Genomic DNA, 21407 nt, shown 5'->3' with positions numbered 1-21407 from the left:
CATGCAACGCCCACCCCACCCACCCGGCCACCGCAGTGGAGTGGCCGGGTGATGGCGGCCGGTCCCGCCGGACCGGCCTGCTGAGGCGCGGTCGACCGGAGCGCTGCGTACGCTGGTGAGAGGGGGCTCCTCTCGGGACGAGGATCGGAACGTCTGTGAGGCCGGAGATCGACCACGGTGCGTTGTTCGCCGCGACGCCCAGCCCGTATCTGGTGCTGGCACCGGATCTGGTGATCGTGGACGTCAACGAGGCGTACCTGCGGGCGACGGGCCGCACCCGGGAGGATCTGCTCGGGCAGCACGTGTTCGACGCGTTCCCCGACAACCCCGCCGACCCGGGCGCGGACGGGGTGAAGAACCTCGGGGCGTCGTTGAGGCGGGTGCTGGCCACCGGTGAGGCCGACACCATGGCGGTGCAGAAGTACGACATCCCCGTCGTCTCGCAGCCCGGTGTGTTCGAGGAACGCTGGTGGTCCCCGGTAAACACCCCGGTCAAGAAGGCGGACGGACGGGTCGCGTGGATCATCCACCGTGTGGAGGACGTGACGGCGTTCATGCGGTCCCGCCGGTTCCGGGGCCCGAACGAGGGGCGGCGGATGACCGAGCGCGAGGAGGGGATGGAGGCCGAGCTGTATGTGCGCGCGCGGGAGCTGCAGCGGCTGAACGAGGAGCTGCGGGCGGCGCATGCCCGTGAGCGGGAGGTCGCCGTCACCTTGCAGGAGGCGATGCTGCACTCCCCGGACCTGGCCCGGCACAGTGACGTGGCGGTGCGTTATCTACCGGCGGTCGGTTCGCTGAACGTGTGCGGCGACTGGTACGACACCGTCGACCTGGCCGAGGGGCGGTTCACCGTCGCCGTGGGCGACGTCGTCGGGCACGGGCTGGAGGCGGCCACCGTCATGGGCATGCTCCGCAGCGCACTGTCCGCGGCCAGTCGGGCGGTGGCCGGGCCGGCCGGGGCCCTCGAAGTGCTGGGCATGTACGCCCGCTCCGTGGACGGCGCGCTCGCCGCGACCGCGGTCAGCGTGCTCGTGGACACCCGCTCCAAACTGCTCGTCTACTCCAGCGCGGGGCACCCGCCGCCGGTGCTACTGCACACGGACGGCACGTGCGAGCTGTTGGACCAGGCCACCGACCCGCCGCTGGGAGCCAGACCAGAGCACGTTCCCCGGCCGCAGGCCGGCACCGCCTACCGCCCGGGTGACACCCTCGTCCTCTACACCGACGGACTGATCGAACGCCGCGACGAGGACATCGACACCGGCCTGGACCGGCTCACCACCGCCCTGGGAGACCTCGCCGGCCTTGACCCGGCTCAGCTGGCCGACGCGCTGCTCGCGCGACTCGGCGTCGCCAGCGGAGCCCGCGACGACATCGCCCTCGTCATCGTCCGCGTCTGAGCCCGCGGAACGCCCGGCAACGTCGGCGTGGAGCGGTCTAGTTCCGTGGAGTGGGAACGAGGCGCAGCAGCCCGTGGAGGACAGCGTCGATGGTGTCCTGTGCGGGCTCATCGGTCACATGGGTGAGCAGGCGGGCCAGGGTGCGCAGCACGTGGGGTGAGGCCATCACACGGGGGTGCAGGACGGGCCGGAAGCCGTAACGAGAGAAGACCAGATCCCCGGCGAGGTTGCCCAGCCGGTAGTAGCGCGCCCATCGGCGCTGGATCTCGGCCGGGTACTGGTGCAACGCGTGTTCCCGGCGCGGTCCGGCCGGGCGGGCCAGTGCCAGGGCGATGATGTCCGCCGCCACCTCGGCGGCCTCCATGGCCTGGGCGATGCCCTCGCCGCTCCACGGACTGACCATGCCGGCGCTGTCTCCCACGAGCAGCACGCCCCGCCGGTACTGCGGGCGCCGGTTCAGTCCCATCGGCAGCGGCGCGCTGCGCAGCGGCGAGTCGGCGGTCTCTTCGTCCAGCCCCCAGTCTGCGGGCAGGCGGGGCAGCCAGTGGTCCAGCGCCGCTCGCAGGTCCACCGGCCTGAGCCGCCGTTGCTGCGGCAGGACACCGAGGCCCACGTTGACGCGCCCGTCCCCCAGGGGGAACACCCATCCGTATCCGGGCAGATCCCGTCCGGTACGAGGACAGCGCAGGTCGGCCCAGAGCTCCAGGTAGGGGTCGTGCGTGCGGGCCTCACTGCGGTAGTACCGTCGGGCAGCGGCTGCGACGGGCCTCTTGTCGTCTCGTTCGAAGCCCAGGCCGAGAGTCGTGCGCGCCGAGGCTCCGTCGGCGGCGACAACCAACGGCGCCCGGTAGCGGACCGGCTCCTGCCCGGGTCCGCGGGAGGCGGACACGCCGATGACGTGTCCTGCCCGGTCGGTCAGCGGGCCCGTCACCTTCACGTGGGTACGGAGGCGCGCTCCGCTGGCGCGGGCGTGAGCGGCGAGCAGGTCGTCGAAGTCGTGTCGACTGCGGGTGAGTCCGAAATCGGGAAGGGCACCCAGGCGCGGCCAGTCGAGCTCCGCCTGGTGGCCGCCGCAGACCCAGCGCATGCCCTTGTTGCGCATCCACCCCGGTGCATCGATGTCGATGCCCATCCGCACCAACTGGTACACGCTGCGAGGTGTCAGCCCGTCGCCGCACACCTTCTCCCGGGGGAAACCGCCCTTCTCCAGGAGCAGCACGTCCACCCCCGCTCTCGCGAGGTGCACCGCGGCGGAGGAACCCGCCGGACCCGCCCCCACCACGATGACCTGTGCCTCTTCGTCACCGGCGCCTTCAGGGCCCGAGCTGCCGGCGTCGCGCCCGTCGCCGGCCTCGCCACTTTTGGTGATCACCCCACCACTATGCCCAGGGCGGGATTCGGTGGAACGTGCGGCACGGCCGAAGCGGCCGCCCCGTACGGACCAGGTCTCCCGAGGCCGCCCCGGAGGGAGCGTTCGTGGCACCCTGCTCCGCCGCCGGCCACGAGAAGGCGGAGCCCGCGGCTCGCCGTCGCCGGCATCGCCACCGGCCCTCACCTAGAACCAGACCATTCGCGGTCCGGTGCCTCGTCGCCGACGCGTTGGACCAGCATTCCCCCTGGCCAGAGAAATGTCGGGACCGGACCGCCAGCAGACGAAGAACCTGCTGGTCAGCTAGTCGCCGAAGAAGCTCGGGTTCTTCCAGGGGGAGGAAAAGAGGCGCCTGACCTGGCCGGCTCCGCCGCAGGCCCCTTCCCCTGATCTCCACGATCCTCCAGCGCCTCGATGCCCTCCGCCCCGGACCGGCGGCGGTCACGCGAGATCCCGCGGGCCGCCGGAGCGGCGTCGGCCTGCGGAATCGCCTTCTTGCCCGAGGGCGACGCACCACTTATTCAATGGGGCCGGCCCGATCCCCTACCGTTCCCGCATTGATACGCGCCCGCTCCGGGGGTTTCGATGTCCGTCGAGAAAGCGAATTGCCCCACTTTGGAGGCGGATGACGATGGCCCGAGTCCCAGCAGTCCAAACCCAGAGCGCCCCCGCGGGAAGCGCCATATACCTACGCTGCTTCCCCTACGACATGTGGAGCATGAACGGTCACAGGTGGGCGCTCTGCGACTACGCACGGCAACTGGGACTGCCGGAACCTGCCGTCTTCTGCGACAACGGTGTACGTGCCGGTTCGCCGCTCCCCCGCTTCGAGGGTCTGGCGGAAAAAGAACCGCCGGAATACCGTCGATGTCGGTAACCCGACAGGAGGAGATCGCGGTGGGAGCGCTCAAGGCACTGGGAGTCGGCGAGGAGGAGGAGCGCCTGTACCGACTCCTGTTGTCCGGTCCCGACCGGACACTGGCCGACCTGGCGGAGGCGCTGGGCGCCCCGCAGGCGCCGCTGCGTCGGCGGCTGCGGGCGTTGGAGGACACCGGGCTCGTCTCCCGTACCCCGACCCGGCCCGTCCGCTACCGTCCGGCGGCCCCCGGACCCGCCGTGGACGTCCTGATCGCCCGCAGACAGGAGCAGTTGGACCGGACCCGCTCCGAGGCGAAGGAGCTGACCCAGCTGTGGGAAGAGGGGACGGGCCGGGAACCGGCCGTAGAGGTCGTCCAGGGAGCCGAGGCCAACGTCCAGCTCTTCCTGCAGACGCAGCGATCCGCCCGCGAGGAGATCCTCACCTTCGACAAGCCCCCGTACGTCGTCGAGGGGGTCGGAAGACAGGCCGAGGTCCAGCGCGATCGCATGGCCCAGGGGGTGCGCTATCGCACCCTCTACGACCGGGAGTCGCTGCTCGAACCGGAGCAGCACGCCCTCGCTCGTGAGCTCGCGGCCCACGGAGAACAGGCCCGGGTCCTCGACGGCGTCCCCCTCAAGGCCCTCATCGCCGACGGGACCACGGCCCTCGTCCCGGTCCAGCTCACCGAGGACCGGCACGCCGTGGTTCTGCGCGACTCGCCGCTGCTCGACGCGCTCGTCTCCCTCTTCGAGCTCCTGTGGCAGCGGGCCACTCCCCTGTGGCCGACCGGTCGGCACGAACAGCCCGGCGGGCTCAGTGACTTCGACAGGCTGCTGCTCGGCTACGCGGCCGTCGGCTGCACGGACGAGGTCACCGCCCGCAAGACCGGTCTCAACCAACGCACCATCGAACGCCACATGCGCCGCATCATGGACGCCCTCGGCGCACGCACCCGCTTCCAGGCCGGTCTCCAGGCCGGCCTGAAGGGATATCTCGGCGACCGGGAGACCTGAAGCCGGGGCTGCCCTTCTCCCCCGGCGAACAGGGGAAACGCCCGGTACGGCAGCGCGCCGTACCGGGCGACTCGGAAGGAGGAACGCCCCTGCCGAGGATCGAGCGGGGTGGGTCAGCCGATCGAGCAGGTCGTGTACCACTGCTGCTTGGTGCAGGTGACCGTGGTTGAGGCGCCTCCGGTGCCGCCCTTGTCGTCGGTGACGGTGAGCGTGGTCCGGTAGGTGCCGGAGGAGCCGGCGGGGAACTGGTGGCTGATCTCGGAACCGGTGCCCGTCGTGCCGTCACCGAAGTTCCAGCTGTACGAGGCGAGGGTGCCGTCCGGGTCGTAGGAGCCCGCGGAGTTCAGCGAGCAGTGCCCGTTGACCGTGCAGAACCCGTCGACCTTGGCAGTGGGCTTGTCGTTGTGGTTGGGCGCGAGCAGACGGAAGGTGGTCTGGTTCCGGCCGGTACGGCTGGAGGAGTCACCGACTGTCAGCTTCACGGTGTAGGTGCCGTAGGCGGCGTAGGTGTGCGTGGGTTTGACGCCGGTGCCGGTGGTGCCGTCGCCGAAGTCCCAGCGGTACGAGAGCCCGCTGCCACCGGTGAGTGAGGCGTCGAAGGTGCAGGCCCGGGTGGCCCGGTCGCAGTCGGAGACGAACGTCGCCTGGGGTGCGCCGGTGCCGCCGGCCGGGTATGCCGCGGTGTCGGTCACGTCGAGCAGCGGCTCCTTGGCGCCGTCGCCGGAGCTGTCGGTCCAGCCGGCGTTGCCGGTGGCGACGAGCCGGTCGCGGACGGCGAGGACGCCGGCCCTGTTGGTGGGCTTGGCGCTGCCACGGGTGAGCCAGCCTGCGGCGCCGGCGACGTGCGGCGCCGCCTGGGACGTACCGCTGTAGTTCGAGTAGCCGCCGCCCTTGAAGGCGGAGCGGATGCAGTCGCCGGGTGCCGTGAGGTCGACGCCGCGCCCGAAGTTGCTGAAGTTGGAGAGGGTGTCGTCCTTGTTGGTGTTCTTCGCGTTGCACCAGGCGAAGTCGCCGAGGCCGCCGGGCTTGCCGTCGCCGTCGCTGAGGGAGGAGACGGTGATGGCGTCGGCGACGTTGGCGGGGCTCTGGTCGGCGACGTCGCGCTTGTCGTTGCCGGCCGAGACGACGACCACGATGCCCTTGGCGATGGCCCGGTCGACGGCGTCGTTGACGGCCTGGACGGTGCCGTCGAAGCCGAGGCTCAGGTTGACGACCTCGATCTCGTCGGCGTGCGCGGTCACCCAGTCGATGCCGTTGACGATCTCCTCCGTGCTGCCGCTGCCCTTGCTGTTCAGCGACTTGACCGACCAGAGGCGGGCTCCGGGGGCGACACCGACGTACCCGATCCCGTTGTCGAGGCCGCCGACGATGCCGGCGACGTTGCTGCCGTGCCCGTTGTCGTCCATCCCCGCGTTCTCCACGCAGGAGGTGACGGCGACACAGTTCACCCGGCGGACCACGTTGAGGTCCGGGTGGGTGTAGTCGATGCCCGAGTCGATGACTGCCACGTCCACGTCGACCCGTTCGTCCCGCCCGTCACCCACCTTCAGCCCGGAGTTGGCAGTGGCTCCGATCCGGGCGGTGCCGTTCGGCGTGGCCTGACCGTGGGCGTGGGCGACCGCGGACTTCTCCACGTACGCGACGTTCGGGTTGGCCCGGAGCGCGGCCACGGCCGTCGGCGTCAGCTCGGCGGAGAACCCTTCGAGCGCCGAGCGGTAGACCGAGCCGAGCTCGACGCCCGCGGCGGAACGGGCGACCGAGACCGGATCGACGTCTGTGCCGTTCTTCAGGACGACGACGTACCGCGCACCTTCCTGCGGCGCCGCTTCAACGCCTTGAGCGACCGCCGGAAGAGTGCCGAACACCGCAGCGGCTGCCGCCGTCAGGCCCGCAGATATCGCGAACCGCCTCATGCTTCCTCCCAAGTGGGGGTGGGGATGTCGGCCCAGACAGTAGGGGCAGCACGAGCGAACGGGTACACCGGTTTCCCGGCACTGTCGCCAATCCGACAGCACGACTGAGAGCAGGAACACGGCGGTTGTCGAAGCTGTATCGAGGACTTCGGCCGGCCCAACACCCGGGTGTGGGTGGAGCGAAGCCTTCGCCCGGGGGCAGGACGGATCTGTGCGATGGCCAGGCTGCGTGGGCGCTGGGCCGCGTGATCACGGCGTCCGAGGCGCCTGGGACGACGCGGCCGCCTACTGCGCCGGGTCGGGGCGGCGGCTGCCCACCGAGGCCGAGTGGGAGTACGCCGCCCGGTTCGCCGTGGACTGCCCCCGGGGGCCTGGCTGCGGCTCGGTCCACCCGGTGGAAGCGGTCGGAGGACGCGCTAGCCGGTCACGGCTCGCAGAAGCGCTGAGCGACCCGCCCCACCAAGCGAGCGACCGGAAAAGCCTGTCCACTATGTGGAAGGGTGCCTGAGACGATCCCACCCGGTGCTAGCGTGCGCCTCATGCAGCACACCGCCACCCTCGCCATGATGCGAATGATGCCCCCGCCCCCGGAGGCGCTTCGCTAGCGAAGCCGTGTGCGCGCAGAACGCGACGGACCCTCCGGAGACGGAGGGTCCGTTTTTTGTCGTCCCGGCTCGCCACCGAGCCCGTCGACCCCTGCACCTCGAACCCCACCCACCCCGTGTCCTCCCTCGACAGAAGGGCGAAGTACCGCCATGCCCCTTCCCTCGGTCGTCTCCCTCACCGACTGCGCCGACCCCAACGCGCTCGCCCGCCAGTCCACCCGGATCGCCGCCCTGTTCGGCTCCACGCCCACCGTCCTGCCGCTCGGCGGACCGGACCCGGAGGGCGCCGCCGCCCTCACCCTGCTCGACCTGCTCCGCTCCACGGACCTGATCGGCGGCCCGAGCCGACCGGTCGTGGTCGTCGTCAACATCGCGCCGAGAGACGGGCACTGGCCCAACGGCGTGCCTTTCTGCTCCTTCCGCCACGGGAACCACCTGGTCGTCAGCACGCTGAACCAGCGGGTCCTCGCCCCGCTGGCGACCTACCTGGGCCTGACGGAGGTTCAGGTCACCGATGTCCGCGAGGTGCTGGAAGCCGCCGCCGCCGACTGGGCCGAGCTGACGCCGACCGAGATCGAGGAGATGGTACGGACCCAGTTCCGAAGCCTCTGGTACGCGCCCCTGCTGGCCCGCTGGCTGGTGGACGGCCACCCTGTTCCCGCGCAGCCGACAGCGGTGCGCCCGTCCGTCGCCGACGACGTGCGGATCGCCGTCGTCGACAACTTCGGCAACTGCAAGCTGGACCGCCCGGCCACCGAACTGCCCGGCTACGACACCGCCGAGAGCCTTCTCGTGCGCAACCGGCTCGACGGCCGCGACATCCGGGTGCGCTGTTACGACCGGCTCCCCGACGTCCCGCTCGGCGAGCCCGGAATCACCGTCGGGAGTTCCGGGGTCGGATTCGCCGAACTGGTGGTCCGCGGCGGTTCCGCGGCGGAGGCATTCGGACTGCGTCAAGGCGACCGGGTATTCCATCCCACCAGCTGACATGTTATCAACGCGTTACCCCGGCAACGGTCTTCCCGATTGACGCCGGTCTCCGTGAGCCGGAATGCTGGAAAGCATGTCCGGAACTCTCCTGCTGGTACGCCGCCGCCACGTGGACAACGTGCGCTGCGCGGCCGATCTGTGTCGCTGAGCGCACAGCACCGGCCCCCTTTCCCGGACTTCTCTCGAAGGACCTCTGATGTCCCGTACCCGCATATCCCTGGCGGCCTCCGCCGCCGCCCTCGTCGCATTGGCGGTGGCCGGCTGCGCGCCGCAGCCGCAGAACACCCCCGAAGCGGCCGGCTCCAAGGACGCCGCCCGGTGCACGACCGACAGTCCGAGCCTCCACAAGCGCGGCCGGCTCACCGTCGCGACCGACTCCCCGGCCTATGAACCGTGGTTCGACAGCAACACCCCGTCCAACGGAAAGGGCTTCGAAAGCGCCGTGGCCTATGCGGTGGCCGAAAAGCTGGGCTTCGAACGCGGCCAGGTGAAATGGGTCGTCGAGCCCTTCGCCCATTCGTACGCCCCCGGCCCCAAGGCTTTCGACTTCGACATCAACCAGATCTCCATCACGCCGCAGCGCGCGAAAGTCGTCGATTTCTCCACCAGTTACTACACGGCCAATCAGGCCATCCTGGCGCTCGACGGATCCGCGTTCGCGAAGGCCACGTCCCTGAGCGCCTTCAAGGACGCCAGGATCGGCGTGCAGGTCGCGACGACCAGCTACCAGGCCGTGCTCGACCAGATCAAGCCCTCGAAGCAGCCGAGTGTCTTCAGCACCACCAAAGACGAGGTCACCGCGCTGCGGAACGGTCAGATCGATGCGATCGTCACCGACCTGCCCACCGTCTTCTACCTGGCCGGGGCGGAGCTGGAGAACGGCGAGATCGTCGGCCAGTTCGGCTACGCGGGCGGCACCCCCGAGAAGTTCGGTCTGCTGCTGCCGAAGAACAGCGGGTACACCTCCTGCGTCAACCAGGCCCTCGACGAGCTCAGGGCCGACGGCACGCTCGCCAGGCTCACCACGCAGTGGCTTTCCGCCTCGGCGAACGTCCCCGAGCTGAAGCGATAACGGGCCGGCTGTGGACATCGGCAAGACGGCCGTACCGGACCGGTCGGCCACCTCTCCGGGCACGCCCGACACCGGCTACCGGCCCAGCGACCACGAACGGGAGCGGCAGCGGTACCGCCGCTCCCGCAAGCGCCGCCACACCTGGGTCTCCACCCTCTGCACCCTGCTCGGCCTGGTGGCCGTAGGCGCGGCCGCGGTGGCCTCACCGGGCTGGGAGCGCGTCGACACTCTGTTCTTCGACGGCGCCGAGCTCCGCTCCGCCTTCCCCGACCTCCTCCGGGGCTTCTGGCTCAACATCCAGATGTTCCTCGTCGCCGAGGTGCTGATCCTCGTCCTGGGACTGCTGATCGCCCTGGTGCGGGTGACGCGCGCACCGGGTCTCCAGCCGCTGCGGCTCGCCGCCACGGTCTACGTGGACGTCTTCCGCGGCGTACCGACCCTGCTGCTGATCTTCCTCGTCGGCTTCGGACTACCGGCGCTGCAACTGCAGGGCACCCCCTCCGAGCCCTGGCTCCTCGGCGTGATCGCCCTCACCCTCTCCTACACCGCGTACGTCGCCGAGGTGTTCCGGGCGGGACTGAACTCGGTCCACCCGGCCCAGCGGAACGCCGCCCGGGCCCTGGGCCTCAACGAGCGGCAGACCCTGCGGCACGTCGTCCTGCCCCAGGCCGTGCGCAACGTGCTGCCGCCCCTGCTCAACGACTTCATCGCCCTGCAGAAGGACACGGCACTGGTCGCCGTCCTCGGCCCGCTCGAGGCGCTGCGGGCCGCGCAGATCAAGGCGGACTACGACTTCAACTACACCCCGTACCTGGGAGCGGCCCTCTTGTTCATCGCGGTGACCATCCCGCTGACCCGCTTCGCCGACCGGCTCCAGCGGCGGGCGGCCCAGCGCACCTGGGCGGGGGCGGGCCGATGAGCGAGTCGCTGCTGCGCATCCGCGGCCTCCGCAAGCAGTACGGAGAGCGGCTGGTGCTGCGCTCGATCGACCTGGATGTCGCCGAGCACCAGGTCGTCTGTCTGATCGGCGGCTCGGGTTCGGGCAAGTCGACCCTGCTGCGCTGTGTGGACCTGCTGGAGGTCGTCGACGACGGGACCGTCCACCTGAACGAGACCGAGCTGACCGATCCCCGTCTCGACCCCGACGTCGCCCGCCGCCGGATCGGCATCGTCTTCCAGGCGTACAACCTCTTCCCGCATCTGAGCGTGCTGGACAACATCACGCTCGCGCCCCGCCAGGTCCACGGCGTCCCGCGCAGGAAGGCCGAGGCCTCGGCCCGCGAGCTGCTCGACCGCCTCGGGCTCGCGGACAAGGCGCACGAACACCCCGACCGGCTCTCCGGCGGACAGCAGCAGCGGGCGGCGATCGCCCGCGCCCTGGCCACCGAGCCGGAGGTGCTGCTCTTCGACGAGATCACCTCGGCCCTCGATCCCGAACTGGTCGGCGAGGTCCTGGACGTCGTCGCCGACCTGAAGCGGCGCGGCCTGACCATCCTGATGGCCACCCACGAGATGGACTTCGCCCGGCGGGTCGCGGACCGGGTCTGCTTCCTGGAGGGCGGCGTGATCGTGGAGCAGGGCACCGCGGAGCAGGTGCTCACCGCTCCGCGGGAGCAGGCCACGCGGCGCTTCCTCGCCCGCGCACTGAACAGTTCGGCGTCGTGACCAGGGCGGTCAGAACCCGAGACCGCCCCTGACCTGGCTCGCCACGCGGCTCGCGAGGGCACCGACATCGATCTGGGGGACGATCCACTGGATATCCCGTGCCTCGGGAAGGCGGAGCGGCTGGTCGGACTGGTAGTGGAAGGGGGCCATCAGACCGAACTCCAGGCCCGTGGCGTACGAGTAGGACGCCAGCTGGTAGGGGAAGCGCCAGGATCCGCCGACGGCCGCCTCGATGAGGATGTCCGCCTCGATGCGCAGGGTCAGGACGGGCTGCACGCTGATGCGGGCCAGGGTGTCGAAGGTCAGGACCCCCTTCGCGTAGGCGAGCCGGGCCTTGGCATCGAGGCCGCCGCGCAGCAGCACGCCACCGGTGAGGGTGATGCCGCCGGTGGCGCTGGCGATGGCCACGGACGCGCCGAGGCCGGCGCGCACGAACATCTTGAGCCCGGCTTCGGCGGGCAGCACGAGGCGGGCCTCCGCCTCGAGTTCGGTGTTCATGTCCTCTTCGAGGGGGTTGAACGCGCCACGGATGACCATGTCCCGGATCTCGCCCGGGCCGAAGCGGTAGAACACGGCCAGGCCGCCGCCGATGCGGGCGACCAGGCCGACCGCTCCGATGCCCAGGGGGATCGCGAAGATCGGGATGTCCGGCAGGCTGTGGCGGAACAACTCATGGCGAGCACCGCGGGGTTCGAGGAAGCGGTACGGGGGAAAGCGCAGCTCGCCGGAGACGCGGAGCTTCCGGTCCCGGCCGTTGGTGCGTCAGCCGGCCGTAGGCCGCGCCGAGAACGCGGCGCACCGCACCCTGGTCGCTGCGTAGCCGGCGGTCACGGTCACGGTCACGAGCTCACTCCTTCCGGTGTCGGCGACCGCCTCACCGTCACGGCACTCCCCCCGTCACGGTTACGTAGAAGCACTCATTGAGCCAGGCCCGGAACCGACGGGCCGCACGAGACAGGTGACGGACATGCGTACTGAGGCCGCCAAGCGGGTCGAGCTGGTCTTCTCCCTCTTCGACGCCAACGGCAACGGAGTCATCGACTCCGGCGACTTCGACCTCATGACGGGACGCGTTCTGGAGGCGGCGGTCGCATCGGACGCCGGCGCCAAGGAGGCCATCCGGACCGCGTTCCGCGGCTGGTGGACGACGCTGGCCACCGAGCTGGACGCCAACGGCGACGGTGTGATCACCGTCGACGAGTTCCGCCCCTTCGTTCTCGACCCCAAGCGTTTCGGCCCCACGATCACCGAGTTCGCCAAGGCTCTCTCCGCACTCGGCGACCCGGACGGGGACGGCCTGATCGAGCGCCCGCTCTTCGTCTCGCTGATGACGGCGATCGGCTTCGAGAAGGCGAACATCCACGCGCTCTTCGACGCCTTCGGCCCGGACGCCGAGGATCGCATCACCGTGGCCACGTGGGCCGCCGGCATCGAGGACTACTACGCACCGGAGCTGGCCGGGATTCCCGGCGACCGGCTGGTGGGCGCTCCGGCCGTCTGACACGGCCCGGTCGCGAGCGTCCCGGGGCGGCTTCGGCCGCCCCGGGACGCCGTCGGCCCGATCGACGTCACGGTCCGGGCTTGTGGGCGAAGACCCACCGATTCCCCTCCAGGGCGTCGTTCGGCTCGGGGAGGGGGCCGCGGCCGTGTCGGCGGGTGAAGTCGAACGGCGTGCGCATCGACGTGGACCAGCCCTTGGCCGTCAGGTGACCCGCCGAGTCGGGGCGCGGTCCCAGGTCGAAGAGGTCGAGCAGGTCGATGCCGATCTGTTCCCGCGTCGCCGTGTAGATCGCGCTGTCGCGGTATGCCAGCAGGTCCTTCTCCAGTTTGGCCTCGAAGGCCAGGGCGCTGCCCACGGTGGTCAGCCGGTCCACCGTGTCGATGAGGTACGTCTCGGCGGGGCTCGGCAGGTAGAAGAGCAGCCCCTCGGCCAGCCAGACGCTCGGTGCGGCCGGGTCGAAGCCGGCGGTGGTGAGCGCGGTGACCCAGTCCGCGCGCAGGTCGACCGGTACGGGGACGCGCTTCACCCTCGGGGCGGCCGACAGGTCCGTGAGCACCTGGTGCTTGAAGGCCAGCACACCCGCCCGGTCGATCTCGAAGACCACGCAGTCGGAGGGCAGGTCCAGCCGAAAGGCACGCGTGTCAAGTCCCGCGCCCAGCAGGACCACTTGACGGGATCCGTCGAGGACCGACCCGAGGACGAAGTCGTCGAGGACCCGGGTCCGCAGCCCGAAGTAGCGGGCGAACCTGCCCCACAGCGGGTTGTCGTCCCCCTCCGGGACCTGCCCGATGCGTACCGGCCAGTCCGCGCTCGCCGGGGCCGCGCGGACGAAGTGTTCGGCGTGGACGTCCTGGGCCAGGCTGTCGTGGCGGTGGGTCTCGATCGCCCGGGCCGCCGCGACCAGGAGGGCGGTCAGCCCCACACCTCCGTCCACGCCTTCCGCGTCGGCCCGCCGAGTCGCCGTGGCGGCCGTGTCTCCCCCGGTGGCGGAGTGGGAGGACTCCTTGGTGGTGAAGGTTTCGCTCATCGGTCTCTTCTTTCCGGCAGCAGGACGGGTTTGACCACGCGGCCGGCGTCGCAGTCGCGTTCGGCCTCGTTGATGTCGGCCAGCGGGTAGGTGCGGATCAGCTGGTCGAAGGGGAAGCGGCCGGCCTGCCACAGGCCGGTCAGCCGGGGTATCAGCAGTCCGGGTACCGCGTCGCCTTCGCAGATGTGGCGGATGCCGCGGCCTCGGTCGAGCGTGCCGGGTTCGAGCGGCAGCGGGGTGTGGAGGCGTGCCACGAGGCCGAGGGTGCCGGTGGGGCGCAGCGCTTGGAGCGCGTCGTTGATGAGCGGGGCCGAGGCCGTGGTGTCCAGGGCGTACTGGGCTCCGCCGTCGGTCAATCGGCGGATCCGCTCGGGCAGTCCGTACGATCCGGCGGCCAGCGGGGTCGCGCCGAACCGTTCGGCCAGGTCCAGCCGCTCGGGATGCCGGTCGACGGCCACGGTCCGCACGCCGGCAGCAGTGGCCGCCATCACGGCGGCCAGGCCCACCGCTCCCGCGCCGAGGACCGCGAGGGTGTCGCCGGGTCCTGCGGCGAAGGTGTTCAGTACGGCTCCGGCACCGGTGAGGAAGCCGCAGCCGAGCGGCCCGAGCAGTTCGAGCGGCAGGGCGGGGTCGACCCGGACGGCGTTGCGGGCCGGGACGAGCGCGTACGCGGCGAAGGAGGACTGGCCGAACCACCGGGGAGCCAGCGCCTTCCCGGCCGCGTCGGTGAGGCGCGGTGGTTCCTCCCCGCGCCCGCCGAAGAGGTTGAGGGAGGCGAAGGAGTCACAGTAGGCGGGGGCGGCGGCGCGGCAGTTCCGGCAGTGTCCACAGGAGTCGAAGCTCAGCACGACGTGGTCGCCGACGCCGAGCGCGATGCCGGGGCCGCCGCCCGTCGCCACCACGACCCCGGCGCCCTCGTGGCCGAGGACCGCAGGCAGCGGGCTGCGGCCGGCCGATCGCCGTACCGCGAGGTCGGTACGGCACATCCCGGCTCCCGCGATCTCGACCAGGATCTCGCCGGGGCCTGGCGCCGTGCTCAGGGCCACTTCCTCCACCGTGAACGGGTCCTCGTACGAGCGCAGTACGGCCGCCCGGAACCTCCTCGTCACGCCTCCTCCTCCCGCGGGCGGTGGACGACGAACGGCCGGAGGTTGCCGTAGAGGCCCCACGGTCCGCCCGCGACACCGACGCCGCTGTCCTTGACCCCCGCGAAGGGCTGGGCGAGGGAGAGTTCGGCGTGGTGGTTGATCCAGGCCGTGCCGCATTCGAGCCGGTCGGCCACCGCCTCGGCCCGGTCGAGGTCGGTGCCCCATACGGAGCCGCCCAGTCCGAAGCCGGTGCCGTTGGCCGCGTGGACGGCCTCGTCGAGATCCCGGTACGGCAGTACGGGCAGGACCGGTCCGAACTGTTCCTCGGTCACCACCGGGCTGTCGGGCGGGACGTCGGTGAGGATCGTGGGAGCGAAGAAGTAGCCCGCTCCGTCGATTCGGTGGCCGCCGGCCGCGGCCCGGGCGCCGTCCGCCAGGGCCTGCCGCGTGACCTGCTCGACCCGGGCCAGCTGGGGAGCGTTGTTGACCGGACCGATCCGGGTCTCCGGGTCGAGTCCGGATCCGACCGCGACGGCCTTCGCGCGCTGGGCGAGGGCTTCGACGACCTCGGTGTGGAGCCGGGCGGGGGCGTAGACGCGTTTGACCGCCATGCAGACCTGCCCGCAGTTGCGGAACGCGGCCCAGAACAGCCGGTCCGCGATCCGGTCCACGTCGACGTCGTCCAGGAGGACGGCGGCGTCGTTGCCGCCCAGCTCCAGGGTGACCCGGGCGAGCGAGGCCGACGCGGCCTCGGCGACGGCCCGGCCGGTGGGCACCGAGCCGGTGAACGTGACGTGGCGGATGCCGGGGTGGGCGGCGAGACGGGCACCGAGCGGTTCGCGGCCGGTGACGACGGTCAGGACGTCCTCCGGCAGGACGGTGGCGAGGACCGAGCCGAGCAGCCGGGTGGCGAGCGGGGTGTGAGGGGACGGTTTGAGGACCACGGTGTTGCCGGCCGCGAGCGCGGGCGCGAACTTCGCCGCCGCGAGCTGGAGCGGGAAGTTCCACGGAACGATCGCGGCGACGGGCCCGACGGGCCGCCAGCGGACCTCGCTGTGCACGGGCCGACCGTCGTCGATCCGGCGGGACCTGGGGGCCAGGTCGGCGAAGTAGCGCAGCCGGGCAGCCGTACGGGCGATTTCGGCGTACGACTCGGCCAGGGGCTTGCCCTGTTCCCGTGTGAGCAGCCGGGCGAGGTCGTCGCCGGCCGTTTCCACGGCGTCGGCAGCGGCGCGCAGGGCGGTGGTACGGGCGGCGGGGTCGGTGCGCCAGCCGTGCCAGGCCCGCTGGGCCCGGGCGACCACGTCGTCCAGCTCGTCCGGCCGCTGGTCGGGGGCCTCGTCGAAGGCCTTCCCCGTGGCCGGGTCGACGACGGCGAGGCGTACGGCACGACGCCCAGGGACGGGACCGGCTTCTGGTGTCGGCATCCCGGTGGTCAGTTCACGGCCGAGGTGCCGACGGCGTGCTCTCGGGCCTGCCGGTCCATCTCCGCCCGGAAGGCGGCGACCAGATGGGGCCGGATCCTCCCGGCATTGCGGTCACCGCCCGCGCAGACCGCTCCCCGCACGCCCACGATGTCCGTGCCGATGCGGGTCAGCGGACCGAGGTCTGTCTGCTTGACGCTGCCCGCGAGGGCGGCGAGCAGACCGGACGCGTGGGCGCGCCGGACGAACTCGGCGCAGGCGTCGGGCGGGACGTGGTCGAAGAGCCGCGTGCCGTCCTTGATCGCGGTGTCCAGCATGGCCGCGTCGGCGCCGGCGCGGGCGGCGATGTCGGGCAGGGAGAGCGGGTTGACGCAGCCGATGCGGTGGGCGTCGGCGTAGCCCGAGGCGACGACGAGCGCTTCCGGGCGGTGGTCCTTCACCGCACGGACGACCGCCCGCATGACCTCGATGCCCTGCTCGGGAGTCGTACATCCGTACAGGCCGACCTTGATGTAGGTGGCGCCGGAGACGACCGCGCCGAGCGCGGCCTGCGCCACCGTGCCGGGTTTGTACGGCACGTCCCCCACGGTGGCGGACACCGGCTTGTCCGCCGGCACCGCGTCGCGGATCTCCCTGATGACCCAGGGGAAGTTGGCGCCCAATGAGCCCTCGTCGGGCTTCTTGACATCGACGATGTCGAGGTGTTCCGCGGCCTTCGCACAGTCGAGAGCTTCCTCGACACCGTCCGGGGAGATGAGCAGCAACACCGTAAGCTCCTTCCGCCGCATGTCCACCTGGCCGAGGACAGGGGTGCGGATCACCTGGTTCATGCGCGGTGCGCTCATCCTTTCCGTCGCCCCGTGGGCACCGGTAGGGCGCGCGGGGCTCCCAGGAGGCGCGTGTAGGCACGCGCATCACGCGATGTGCACCGGGCGTGCACCGGCGTCCGCCGAACCCTGCCGACCGCCCCCGATGCGCACTTGTGCACTCCAGCGCCTCTGTCTGCCTCGTGCCCGTTCACCAGGCACGAAGGATCCCCCGGGCGAGTCAGCCGAGACTCTCCCTGAACTCCCTGAACTCCCTGAGGGCGTCGTGCGCCCTCTGCTCGAATGCCCTGGCCTGCTCCGGCCGAAGGTGCCGCAGGTCCCGCCGCATCTCGCGCACCACATCCTCCGCGCCGACGTCGTCGCCCTCGAAGACGCGTGCGGCGGCCCAGCCGATGTACGCCTTGCACCACCGCTCGGCGTGTTCCGGGCGCCCCCGCTCCGAGGTCAGAGTGCGGTAGCTGTCCACGGCGATCCTGAATCCGTGCTCTGCCGCCCCGCCCCGCCCGCATCGCATGGCGTACCAACCCAGGAGCTGTCCGGTCTCGGCACGGAGCGCTTCCACCTCATCGCCCGGGAAGGCCCTGGCCAGCCACGTCAGCTGTCCGGTGGCCTTCTCCAGCAGCTGACTGGCCTTCTCCGTCGCGCCGTTGCCGCCCAGATGCGCGGCGCGGGAGTGGAGCGTCCGGAATCGGGCCAGGCGTTCCGGCATGTCACCCGGTCCGGAATCGAGCGTGTCGCGCACCTCCACAAGAAGGCGGGTGAAGGAGCAGACGATGCTTTCACGCAGCTGTGCCCCGGGAGGAGAGGGAGTGTCACCGGAGGAGAGCTCCTCGGCGGGCTCGCCGGACGGACCGAGGTGAATCCGCGCACCGTTGGCCAACGCCACGTCCGTAGCAGGCAGGTTCCGGAAGGCGTGGACGCCCTCCTCCAGCTCCCGTGCCGCGCTGTGGAGTTCACCCGTCCGCATCAGGGCGAGTGCCAGGGTCACCCGCGCCCTGGCGGCCTCGGAGACGAGGTCGACCCGACCGTTCGCGATGAGCTGTGCGTAGGCGTCCAGCGAGGAGCGTGCGGCGGTGGCACTGCCGGACGGGAGGCCGAACTGCATCCGGGCATTGGCCAGTCGGTGGAATCCATCGGCCAGATCGAAGGCGGAGAGGATGCCCTGTCGGACGTACGAGTCGATCTCCACCATGGTGGACTCGCATTCCTCCAGGGCGGCACGATGGAGCCCACAGTCCCCGTAGAGGCCGGTGAGGGTCTGCCGGACAAGGATGCGAGTCAGTACTCCATCGTGCCCTGCGGACGTTGCCAGGACATCGAGAGCAGCCTGGCACCAGTGAAGGGCTTCGTCGAATTCGCCACGGCGGCGGTGTGTCACTGCTCGGTTCCGGTACACCCATGCCTTGGTCACGTCTCCGTGGCCCTCGCTGGAGTACTCCGGGTCGTCGACGACGCGCAGGCCTTCGGCGATCCACTGCTCGGATTCGTCGAGGCGGCCGGCATCCCGCAATGCTTCGGCGAGCTTGGACAGCGCTTCGGCGAGTGACGGACCGCTGGTGCCCAGACCGTCCAGCGCGGCGACGTGGCGCCACATGTCGACTGATCGCTGCGCCGGTTCGACCGCCTGCTCCGGGTTGTGAAGCTGCGCGACCATGGCCGATTCGTGATCGTATGACCACGCGAGATACGCCGTGAACTCCAGCTCTCCGTTCCGGAGCACGGCCGCCTCAAGATGCTCCGAGGCCTCACGGTAGGCCGAGAGGGCTTCCTGGAGGCGATCCCGGAGTTCATGACCTTGCCCTGCGAGGAGGTGCGCTCTGCCCAGATGCCCCGCGTAGGTGTGCATCCCGTGCGCGCGGACCAGGGGTGCGTAGAGCTCCACAGCCCTTCTCGCACAGTCGAGTTCGGCATCCGAGCCGGAGGAAGCCAGAGCTGCCCGGTTGAGCCAGAGGCAGGCGCGTACCGCCTGTATGTCCCGATGCCCGGGTCCGTCGAAGCGAGCCAGCTTCCTGTCGGCGTCATCCCACAACTCGGCGGCGCGGTCCGGCGAGCCGTTCCGCTCCAGGCAAGCGGCCAGGTTCGCGATGGCCTTGGCCTGCCCCTCGTCGTCACCCGCCGATTGGGCGGCCGCGGCGGACGCCCTGTACAGCGCTTCTGCCTCACCCGTGCAGGCCAAGGCGTTGGCCTTGGTCTGCAGCGCGGCGCTGAGTGAGTGGGCAGCCCCCTTCGGGTCGCGCTCCTGTCGTGCGGCCTCGATGGCCCGGTCGGAGACCCGGAGGGATTCCTCGGTGTCCCCGTCCCGCCGCAGCAGCACCGCCAGGCAGTTGAGCGACGGTGAGAGAAACCCGCGGGATTCCTCCGGGGCGAGAGCCTCGAGGATGCGTACGGAGGTGCGGTATCGCTCGATCGCATCGGTCAGATCACCCAGATCGGCCTGCACCTCGCCCAGCGCGGCGGCGCACCGCGCTCGTACGATCGACAGGCCCGGATCGGCGCCTTCGGGAATCTCCGCGAGGACCCGCCATGCCTCGTTCAGAGCCCGCACGTCCTCCAGGTGCTGAGACTTGAGGCTTCCGGCACGGGTGGGCCAGTAGCTCACAGCCTCACGTTCGTCGAGGCCCGCGGTCGCGTACGCGTAACGGAGGAACTCTCGCGGATCCTCCCTCTCGACCCCGATCATCGACCGGCGGCCGTGCGCCTGCCGGTCCGGGGACCACGCGGAGGGCCGCGGAGGGACATCGTCCGCCAACGGGCCACCCGTCTCCCGCTCCGCGATGGTCCGCAACTCGTCCGCCAGCATGCGCAGCGAGACCGGCCGCTCCTGCGGATCCTCCTGGAAGCAGGACCCCAGCAGCTCGGCCAGCGGGGGCGGTACGGCGATGGACCGGTCGGTGAGTCGCTCCCGTCGAGCTGCTTGCAGTACCAGCATCGCGACGGCCCCGGACTGCCATGTCCGGTCGCCGACCAGCAATTCGACCACGGTCAGCGCCCAGCTCCACACGTCCGCCGCCGGCCCGACCGGCAGGCCGTCGGTCTGCTCCGGAGACGCGTAGGCCGAGGTGTGTCCTCGTGTCTGAGGCGCCGTCAACCCTGGCAGATGCTCGTACTCGGGCAACAGCAACGCGCCGAGTGATCCCTTCATCGCCCGGGCCTGTCCCGTATCCAGGAGCGGATCGTCCACGATGTAGTCGATGGCATGCCCAAGCTGGGCCTTCACCTTCACGCTCTCGTGCGGTACGTCGGCGAGACCGAAGTCGGTGATCTTCGCGGCGTCCGCGGCGCCGAACAGTACGTTGGCCGGTTTGACGTCGAGATGGAGCAGCCCGGTCGCGTGAGCGGCGTCGAGCCCGTAGGCCACCTGCGTCGCGACCGTGAGGATCCGGCGCAGGGTGACCGTCTCGTCGTCGGAGTACAGCTTTCCGGACCGGATCCGGTCGTCCAGGGAACCACCGGGGACGAACTCGCTGAAGACGACGAGTTCGTCTCCCACGGTCCGGGTGAACCTGCACTCGGTGATGTACGGATGGGCGGGAAGTGCGATCCACCGCTGCGCTTCGGCGATCAGGTGCCCCTGGTGTACGAGATCGGCGTCGAGCAGGCGCTTGGCGGCGTACAGCTCCCCGGACCTCAGGCTGTGGACGAGGGCCACCTGGCCGAAGCCACCTGCCCCGATGATCCGTTGGACGGTGAACTCCTTCAGCACCGTGGTGCCGGGCTGCCAGTCGGAGGTCATGGGCGGGCCTGCGCTTCCGGGCTCAGGGGCGTACCAGCGCCGCGGCGAGCCTCTCCGCCGTGGGGTACATCTCGTCCGGCTCGTCGCTGAGCGCCCGGTCCAGAGCCGCGGTGAGGTCCTTCGGGAGGGGGACACCACGGTCCGAGACCGGAACGGCGGGGTCGTTGGCGACGGTAAGCCAAGGGTTGCGACCGGGGACGAAGTCGCGGGGTGTGTGTCCCGTCAGGACGTAGTAGAGCGATGCGGCGGTGGACCAGACGTCGACAGGCGGTTTGGCGTACTTGTAGTTGACGACCTGCGCCCGCGGCATGAACGCGGGGGTGCCCGCGACCGCACCGGTCTTCGTGAGTCCGCTGATTCCAGCAGTCTGATAGGCCTTGGCGAGACCGAAGTCGGCGATCTTGGCCACCTTCCCGCCGCCCGGGCTCCCCGTCAGCAGGATGTTCTGCGGTTTGATGTCGCGGTGCACCGTCCCGCCCGACGTGTGAGCGTAGGAGAGGGCGGCGAGCACGTCCAGGAACAGCGGCACCGCTTCCGTGGCGGGCATCGGGCCGTCCGCCACGACGCGGTCCATCAGGGAACCCGCGTCGCACAGCTCCATGACGAGAAAGCAGAGCGAGCCCGCCTGCCCGAAGGTGTCCAGCCGGACGATGTGCGGATGGAGCAGACCCATGGAAATGCGGATCTCCCGTTCGAAGAGCGCGACCGCCTCCGGGGAGGGATCGGCCACGGTGCTGCTGATGGTCTTGAGTGCACGCCGCTCGCCGCTCGTGGAGTCCACCGCGGCGTACACCACACCCATGCCGCCCCGCCCCAATTCCCCCTCCACCACCCACCCGGGGATGTCGGGATACGGGTTCTCGCCTGCCATGACAGCACCCCCTTCTCCTGCTCATGCTCCTCCGCCGACGCCGTGGGCGC

The 21407-nt window shown here is 70.8% G+C and carries 17 protein-coding genes; 8 read left to right on the top strand and 9 right to left on the bottom strand.

The features are described 5' to 3' along the window. Positions 1–155 precede the first annotated feature (155 nt). Positions 156–1400: a PP2C family protein-serine/threonine phosphatase gene (locus tag E0F75_RS24430; protein WP_187624708.1), complete on the top strand. Its 1245-nt coding sequence runs from the start codon at positions 156–158 to the stop codon at positions 1398–1400. 37 nt (positions 1401–1437) lie between these two features. Here E0F75_RS24430 and E0F75_RS24425 read toward each other — a convergent pair whose 3' ends face one another. Next, positions 1438–2685, bottom strand: a complete 1248-nt coding sequence (locus E0F75_RS24425) for a geranylgeranyl reductase family protein (protein WP_229312836.1) — start codon at positions 2683–2685, stop codon at positions 1438–1440. Positions 2686–3636: 951 nt separating this feature from the next. Between E0F75_RS24425 and E0F75_RS24420 the strand changes: the two genes are divergently transcribed. Then, positions 3637–4641 carry a LuxR family transcriptional regulator gene (locus E0F75_RS24420; RefSeq protein ID WP_187624707.1) on the top strand — a complete coding sequence of 335 codons (1005 nt, stop codon included), beginning with the start codon at positions 3637–3639 and terminating at the stop codon, positions 4639–4641. A gap of 113 nt (positions 4642–4754) precedes the next feature. Here the strand turns inward: E0F75_RS24420 and E0F75_RS40445 are convergent, their stop codons facing one another. Beyond that, positions 4755–6554 (bottom strand): S8 family serine peptidase, encoded by a 1800-nt coding sequence (locus E0F75_RS40445; protein WP_187624706.1) that lies wholly within the window; start codon positions 6552–6554, stop codon positions 4755–4757. Positions 6555–6765: 211 nt separating this feature from the next. Here E0F75_RS40445 and E0F75_RS40100 point away from each other — a divergent pair, with 211 nt between their 5' ends. The 5 genes from E0F75_RS40100 (at position 6766) to E0F75_RS24380 (ending at position 10886) form a co-directional block, all read left to right on the top strand. Continuing rightward, a complete protein-coding gene (locus tag E0F75_RS40100; RefSeq protein ID WP_374115429.1) occupies positions 6766–7062 on the top strand; it encodes an SUMF1/EgtB/PvdO family nonheme iron enzyme in 297 nt (98 codons plus the stop codon). Between the two features lie 247 nt (positions 7063–7309). Beyond that, positions 7310–8146 carry an SAM hydroxide adenosyltransferase gene (locus tag E0F75_RS24395; RefSeq protein WP_187624705.1) on the top strand — a complete coding sequence of 279 codons (837 nt, stop codon included), beginning with the start codon at positions 7310–7312 and terminating at the stop codon, positions 8144–8146. 199 nt (positions 8147–8345) lie between these two features. After that, complete coding sequence (locus E0F75_RS24390) at positions 8346–9221, top strand: ABC transporter substrate-binding protein (RefSeq protein ID WP_187624704.1); 876 nt, start codon at positions 8346–8348, stop codon at positions 9219–9221. Between the two features lie 10 nt (positions 9222–9231). Further along, positions 9232–10140 carry an amino acid ABC transporter permease gene (locus tag E0F75_RS24385; protein ID WP_187624703.1) on the top strand — a complete coding sequence of 303 codons (909 nt, stop codon included), beginning with the start codon at positions 9232–9234 and terminating at the stop codon, positions 10138–10140. Next, entirely contained in the window at positions 10137–10886 is a 750-nt protein-coding gene (locus E0F75_RS24380; protein WP_187624702.1) for an amino acid ABC transporter ATP-binding protein, read from the top strand. The genes E0F75_RS24385 and E0F75_RS24380 overlap by 4 nt, the downstream gene beginning before the upstream one ends. A gap of 9 nt (positions 10887–10895) precedes the next feature. On the opposite strand, the gene E0F75_RS24375 is transcribed toward E0F75_RS24380, so the two are convergent. After that, complete coding sequence (locus tag E0F75_RS24375) at positions 10896–11555, bottom strand: hypothetical protein (protein WP_187624701.1); 660 nt, start codon at positions 11553–11555, stop codon at positions 10896–10898. A 298-nt stretch (positions 11556–11853) separates the two neighbouring features. Between E0F75_RS24375 and E0F75_RS24370 the strand changes: the two genes are divergently transcribed. Next, complete coding sequence (locus tag E0F75_RS24370) at positions 11854–12387, top strand: EF-hand domain-containing protein (RefSeq protein WP_187624700.1); 534 nt, start codon at positions 11854–11856, stop codon at positions 12385–12387. A 67-nt stretch (positions 12388–12454) separates the two neighbouring features. Here E0F75_RS24370 and E0F75_RS24365 read toward each other — a convergent pair whose 3' ends face one another. From E0F75_RS24365 to E0F75_RS24340, 6 genes are all read right to left on the bottom strand, one after another. After that, positions 12455–13414: a class I SAM-dependent methyltransferase gene (locus E0F75_RS24365; RefSeq protein WP_229312815.1), complete on the bottom strand. Its 960-nt coding sequence runs from the start codon at positions 13412–13414 to the stop codon at positions 12455–12457. Beyond that, the gene (locus tag E0F75_RS24360; protein WP_187624699.1) at positions 13411–14523 is read right to left on the bottom strand and encodes an NAD(P)-dependent alcohol dehydrogenase; all 1113 of its coding nucleotides are present in this window, start codon (positions 14521–14523) and stop codon (positions 13411–13413) included. The genes E0F75_RS24365 and E0F75_RS24360 overlap by 4 nt, the downstream gene beginning before the upstream one ends. Then, positions 14520–15929 (bottom strand): aldehyde dehydrogenase family protein, encoded by a 1410-nt coding sequence (locus tag E0F75_RS24355; RefSeq protein ID WP_187624698.1) that lies wholly within the window; start codon positions 15927–15929, stop codon positions 14520–14522. The genes E0F75_RS24360 and E0F75_RS24355 overlap by 4 nt, the downstream gene beginning before the upstream one ends. Positions 15930–15937: 8 nt before the next feature. Then, complete coding sequence (locus E0F75_RS24350; RefSeq protein ID WP_187624861.1) at positions 15938–16693, bottom strand: (5-formylfuran-3-yl)methyl phosphate synthase; 756 nt, start codon at positions 16691–16693, stop codon at positions 15938–15940. A 280-nt stretch (positions 16694–16973) separates the two neighbouring features. Then, positions 16974–20624, bottom strand: a complete 3651-nt coding sequence (locus tag E0F75_RS24345; RefSeq protein ID WP_229312814.1) for a serine/threonine-protein kinase — start codon at positions 20622–20624, stop codon at positions 16974–16976. Further along, complete coding sequence (locus E0F75_RS24340) at positions 20509–21357, bottom strand: serine/threonine-protein kinase (RefSeq protein WP_187624696.1); 849 nt, start codon at positions 21355–21357, stop codon at positions 20509–20511. The genes E0F75_RS24345 and E0F75_RS24340 overlap by 116 nt, the downstream gene beginning before the upstream one ends. Positions 21358–21407 lie beyond the last annotated feature (50 nt).

This window comes from Streptomyces sp. CB02980 (assembly GCF_014451325.2).
Classification (GTDB): Bacteria; Actinomycetota; Actinomycetes; order Streptomycetales; family Streptomycetaceae; genus Streptomyces.
Note: the sequence above shows the minus strand (reverse complement) of the source record. Positions and strands in the feature narration are given on the sequence as shown.

Excerpts from the sequence above, each read along its gene's own strand:
- E0F75_RS24355 (WP_187624698.1), bottom strand. The coding sequence starts at position 15,929 with ATGCCGACACCAGAAGCCGGTCCCGTCCCTGGGCGTCGTGCCGTACGC.
- E0F75_RS24380 (WP_187624702.1), top strand. The coding sequence starts at position 10,137 with ATGAGCGAGTCGCTGCTGCGCATCCGCGGCCTCCGCAAGCAGTACGGA.
- E0F75_RS24395 (WP_187624705.1), top strand. The coding sequence starts at position 7,310 with ATGCCCCTTCCCTCGGTCGTCTCCCTCACCGACTGCGCCGACCCCAAC.
- E0F75_RS24340 (WP_187624696.1), bottom strand. The coding sequence starts at position 21,357 with ATGGCAGGCGAGAACCCGTATCCCGACATCCCCGGGTGGGTGGTGGAG.
- E0F75_RS24365 (WP_229312815.1), bottom strand. The coding sequence starts at position 13,414 with ATGAGCGAAACCTTCACCACCAAGGAGTCCTCCCACTCCGCCACCGGG.
- E0F75_RS24370 (WP_187624700.1), top strand. The coding sequence starts at position 11,854 with ATGCGTACTGAGGCCGCCAAGCGGGTCGAGCTGGTCTTCTCCCTCTTC.
- E0F75_RS40445 (WP_187624706.1), bottom strand. The coding sequence starts at position 6,554 with ATGAGGCGGTTCGCGATATCTGCGGGCCTGACGGCGGCAGCCGCTGCG.
- E0F75_RS24390 (WP_187624704.1), top strand. The coding sequence starts at position 8,346 with ATGTCCCGTACCCGCATATCCCTGGCGGCCTCCGCCGCCGCCCTCGTC.
- E0F75_RS24420 (WP_187624707.1), top strand. The coding sequence starts at position 3,637 with ATGTCGGTAACCCGACAGGAGGAGATCGCGGTGGGAGCGCTCAAGGCA.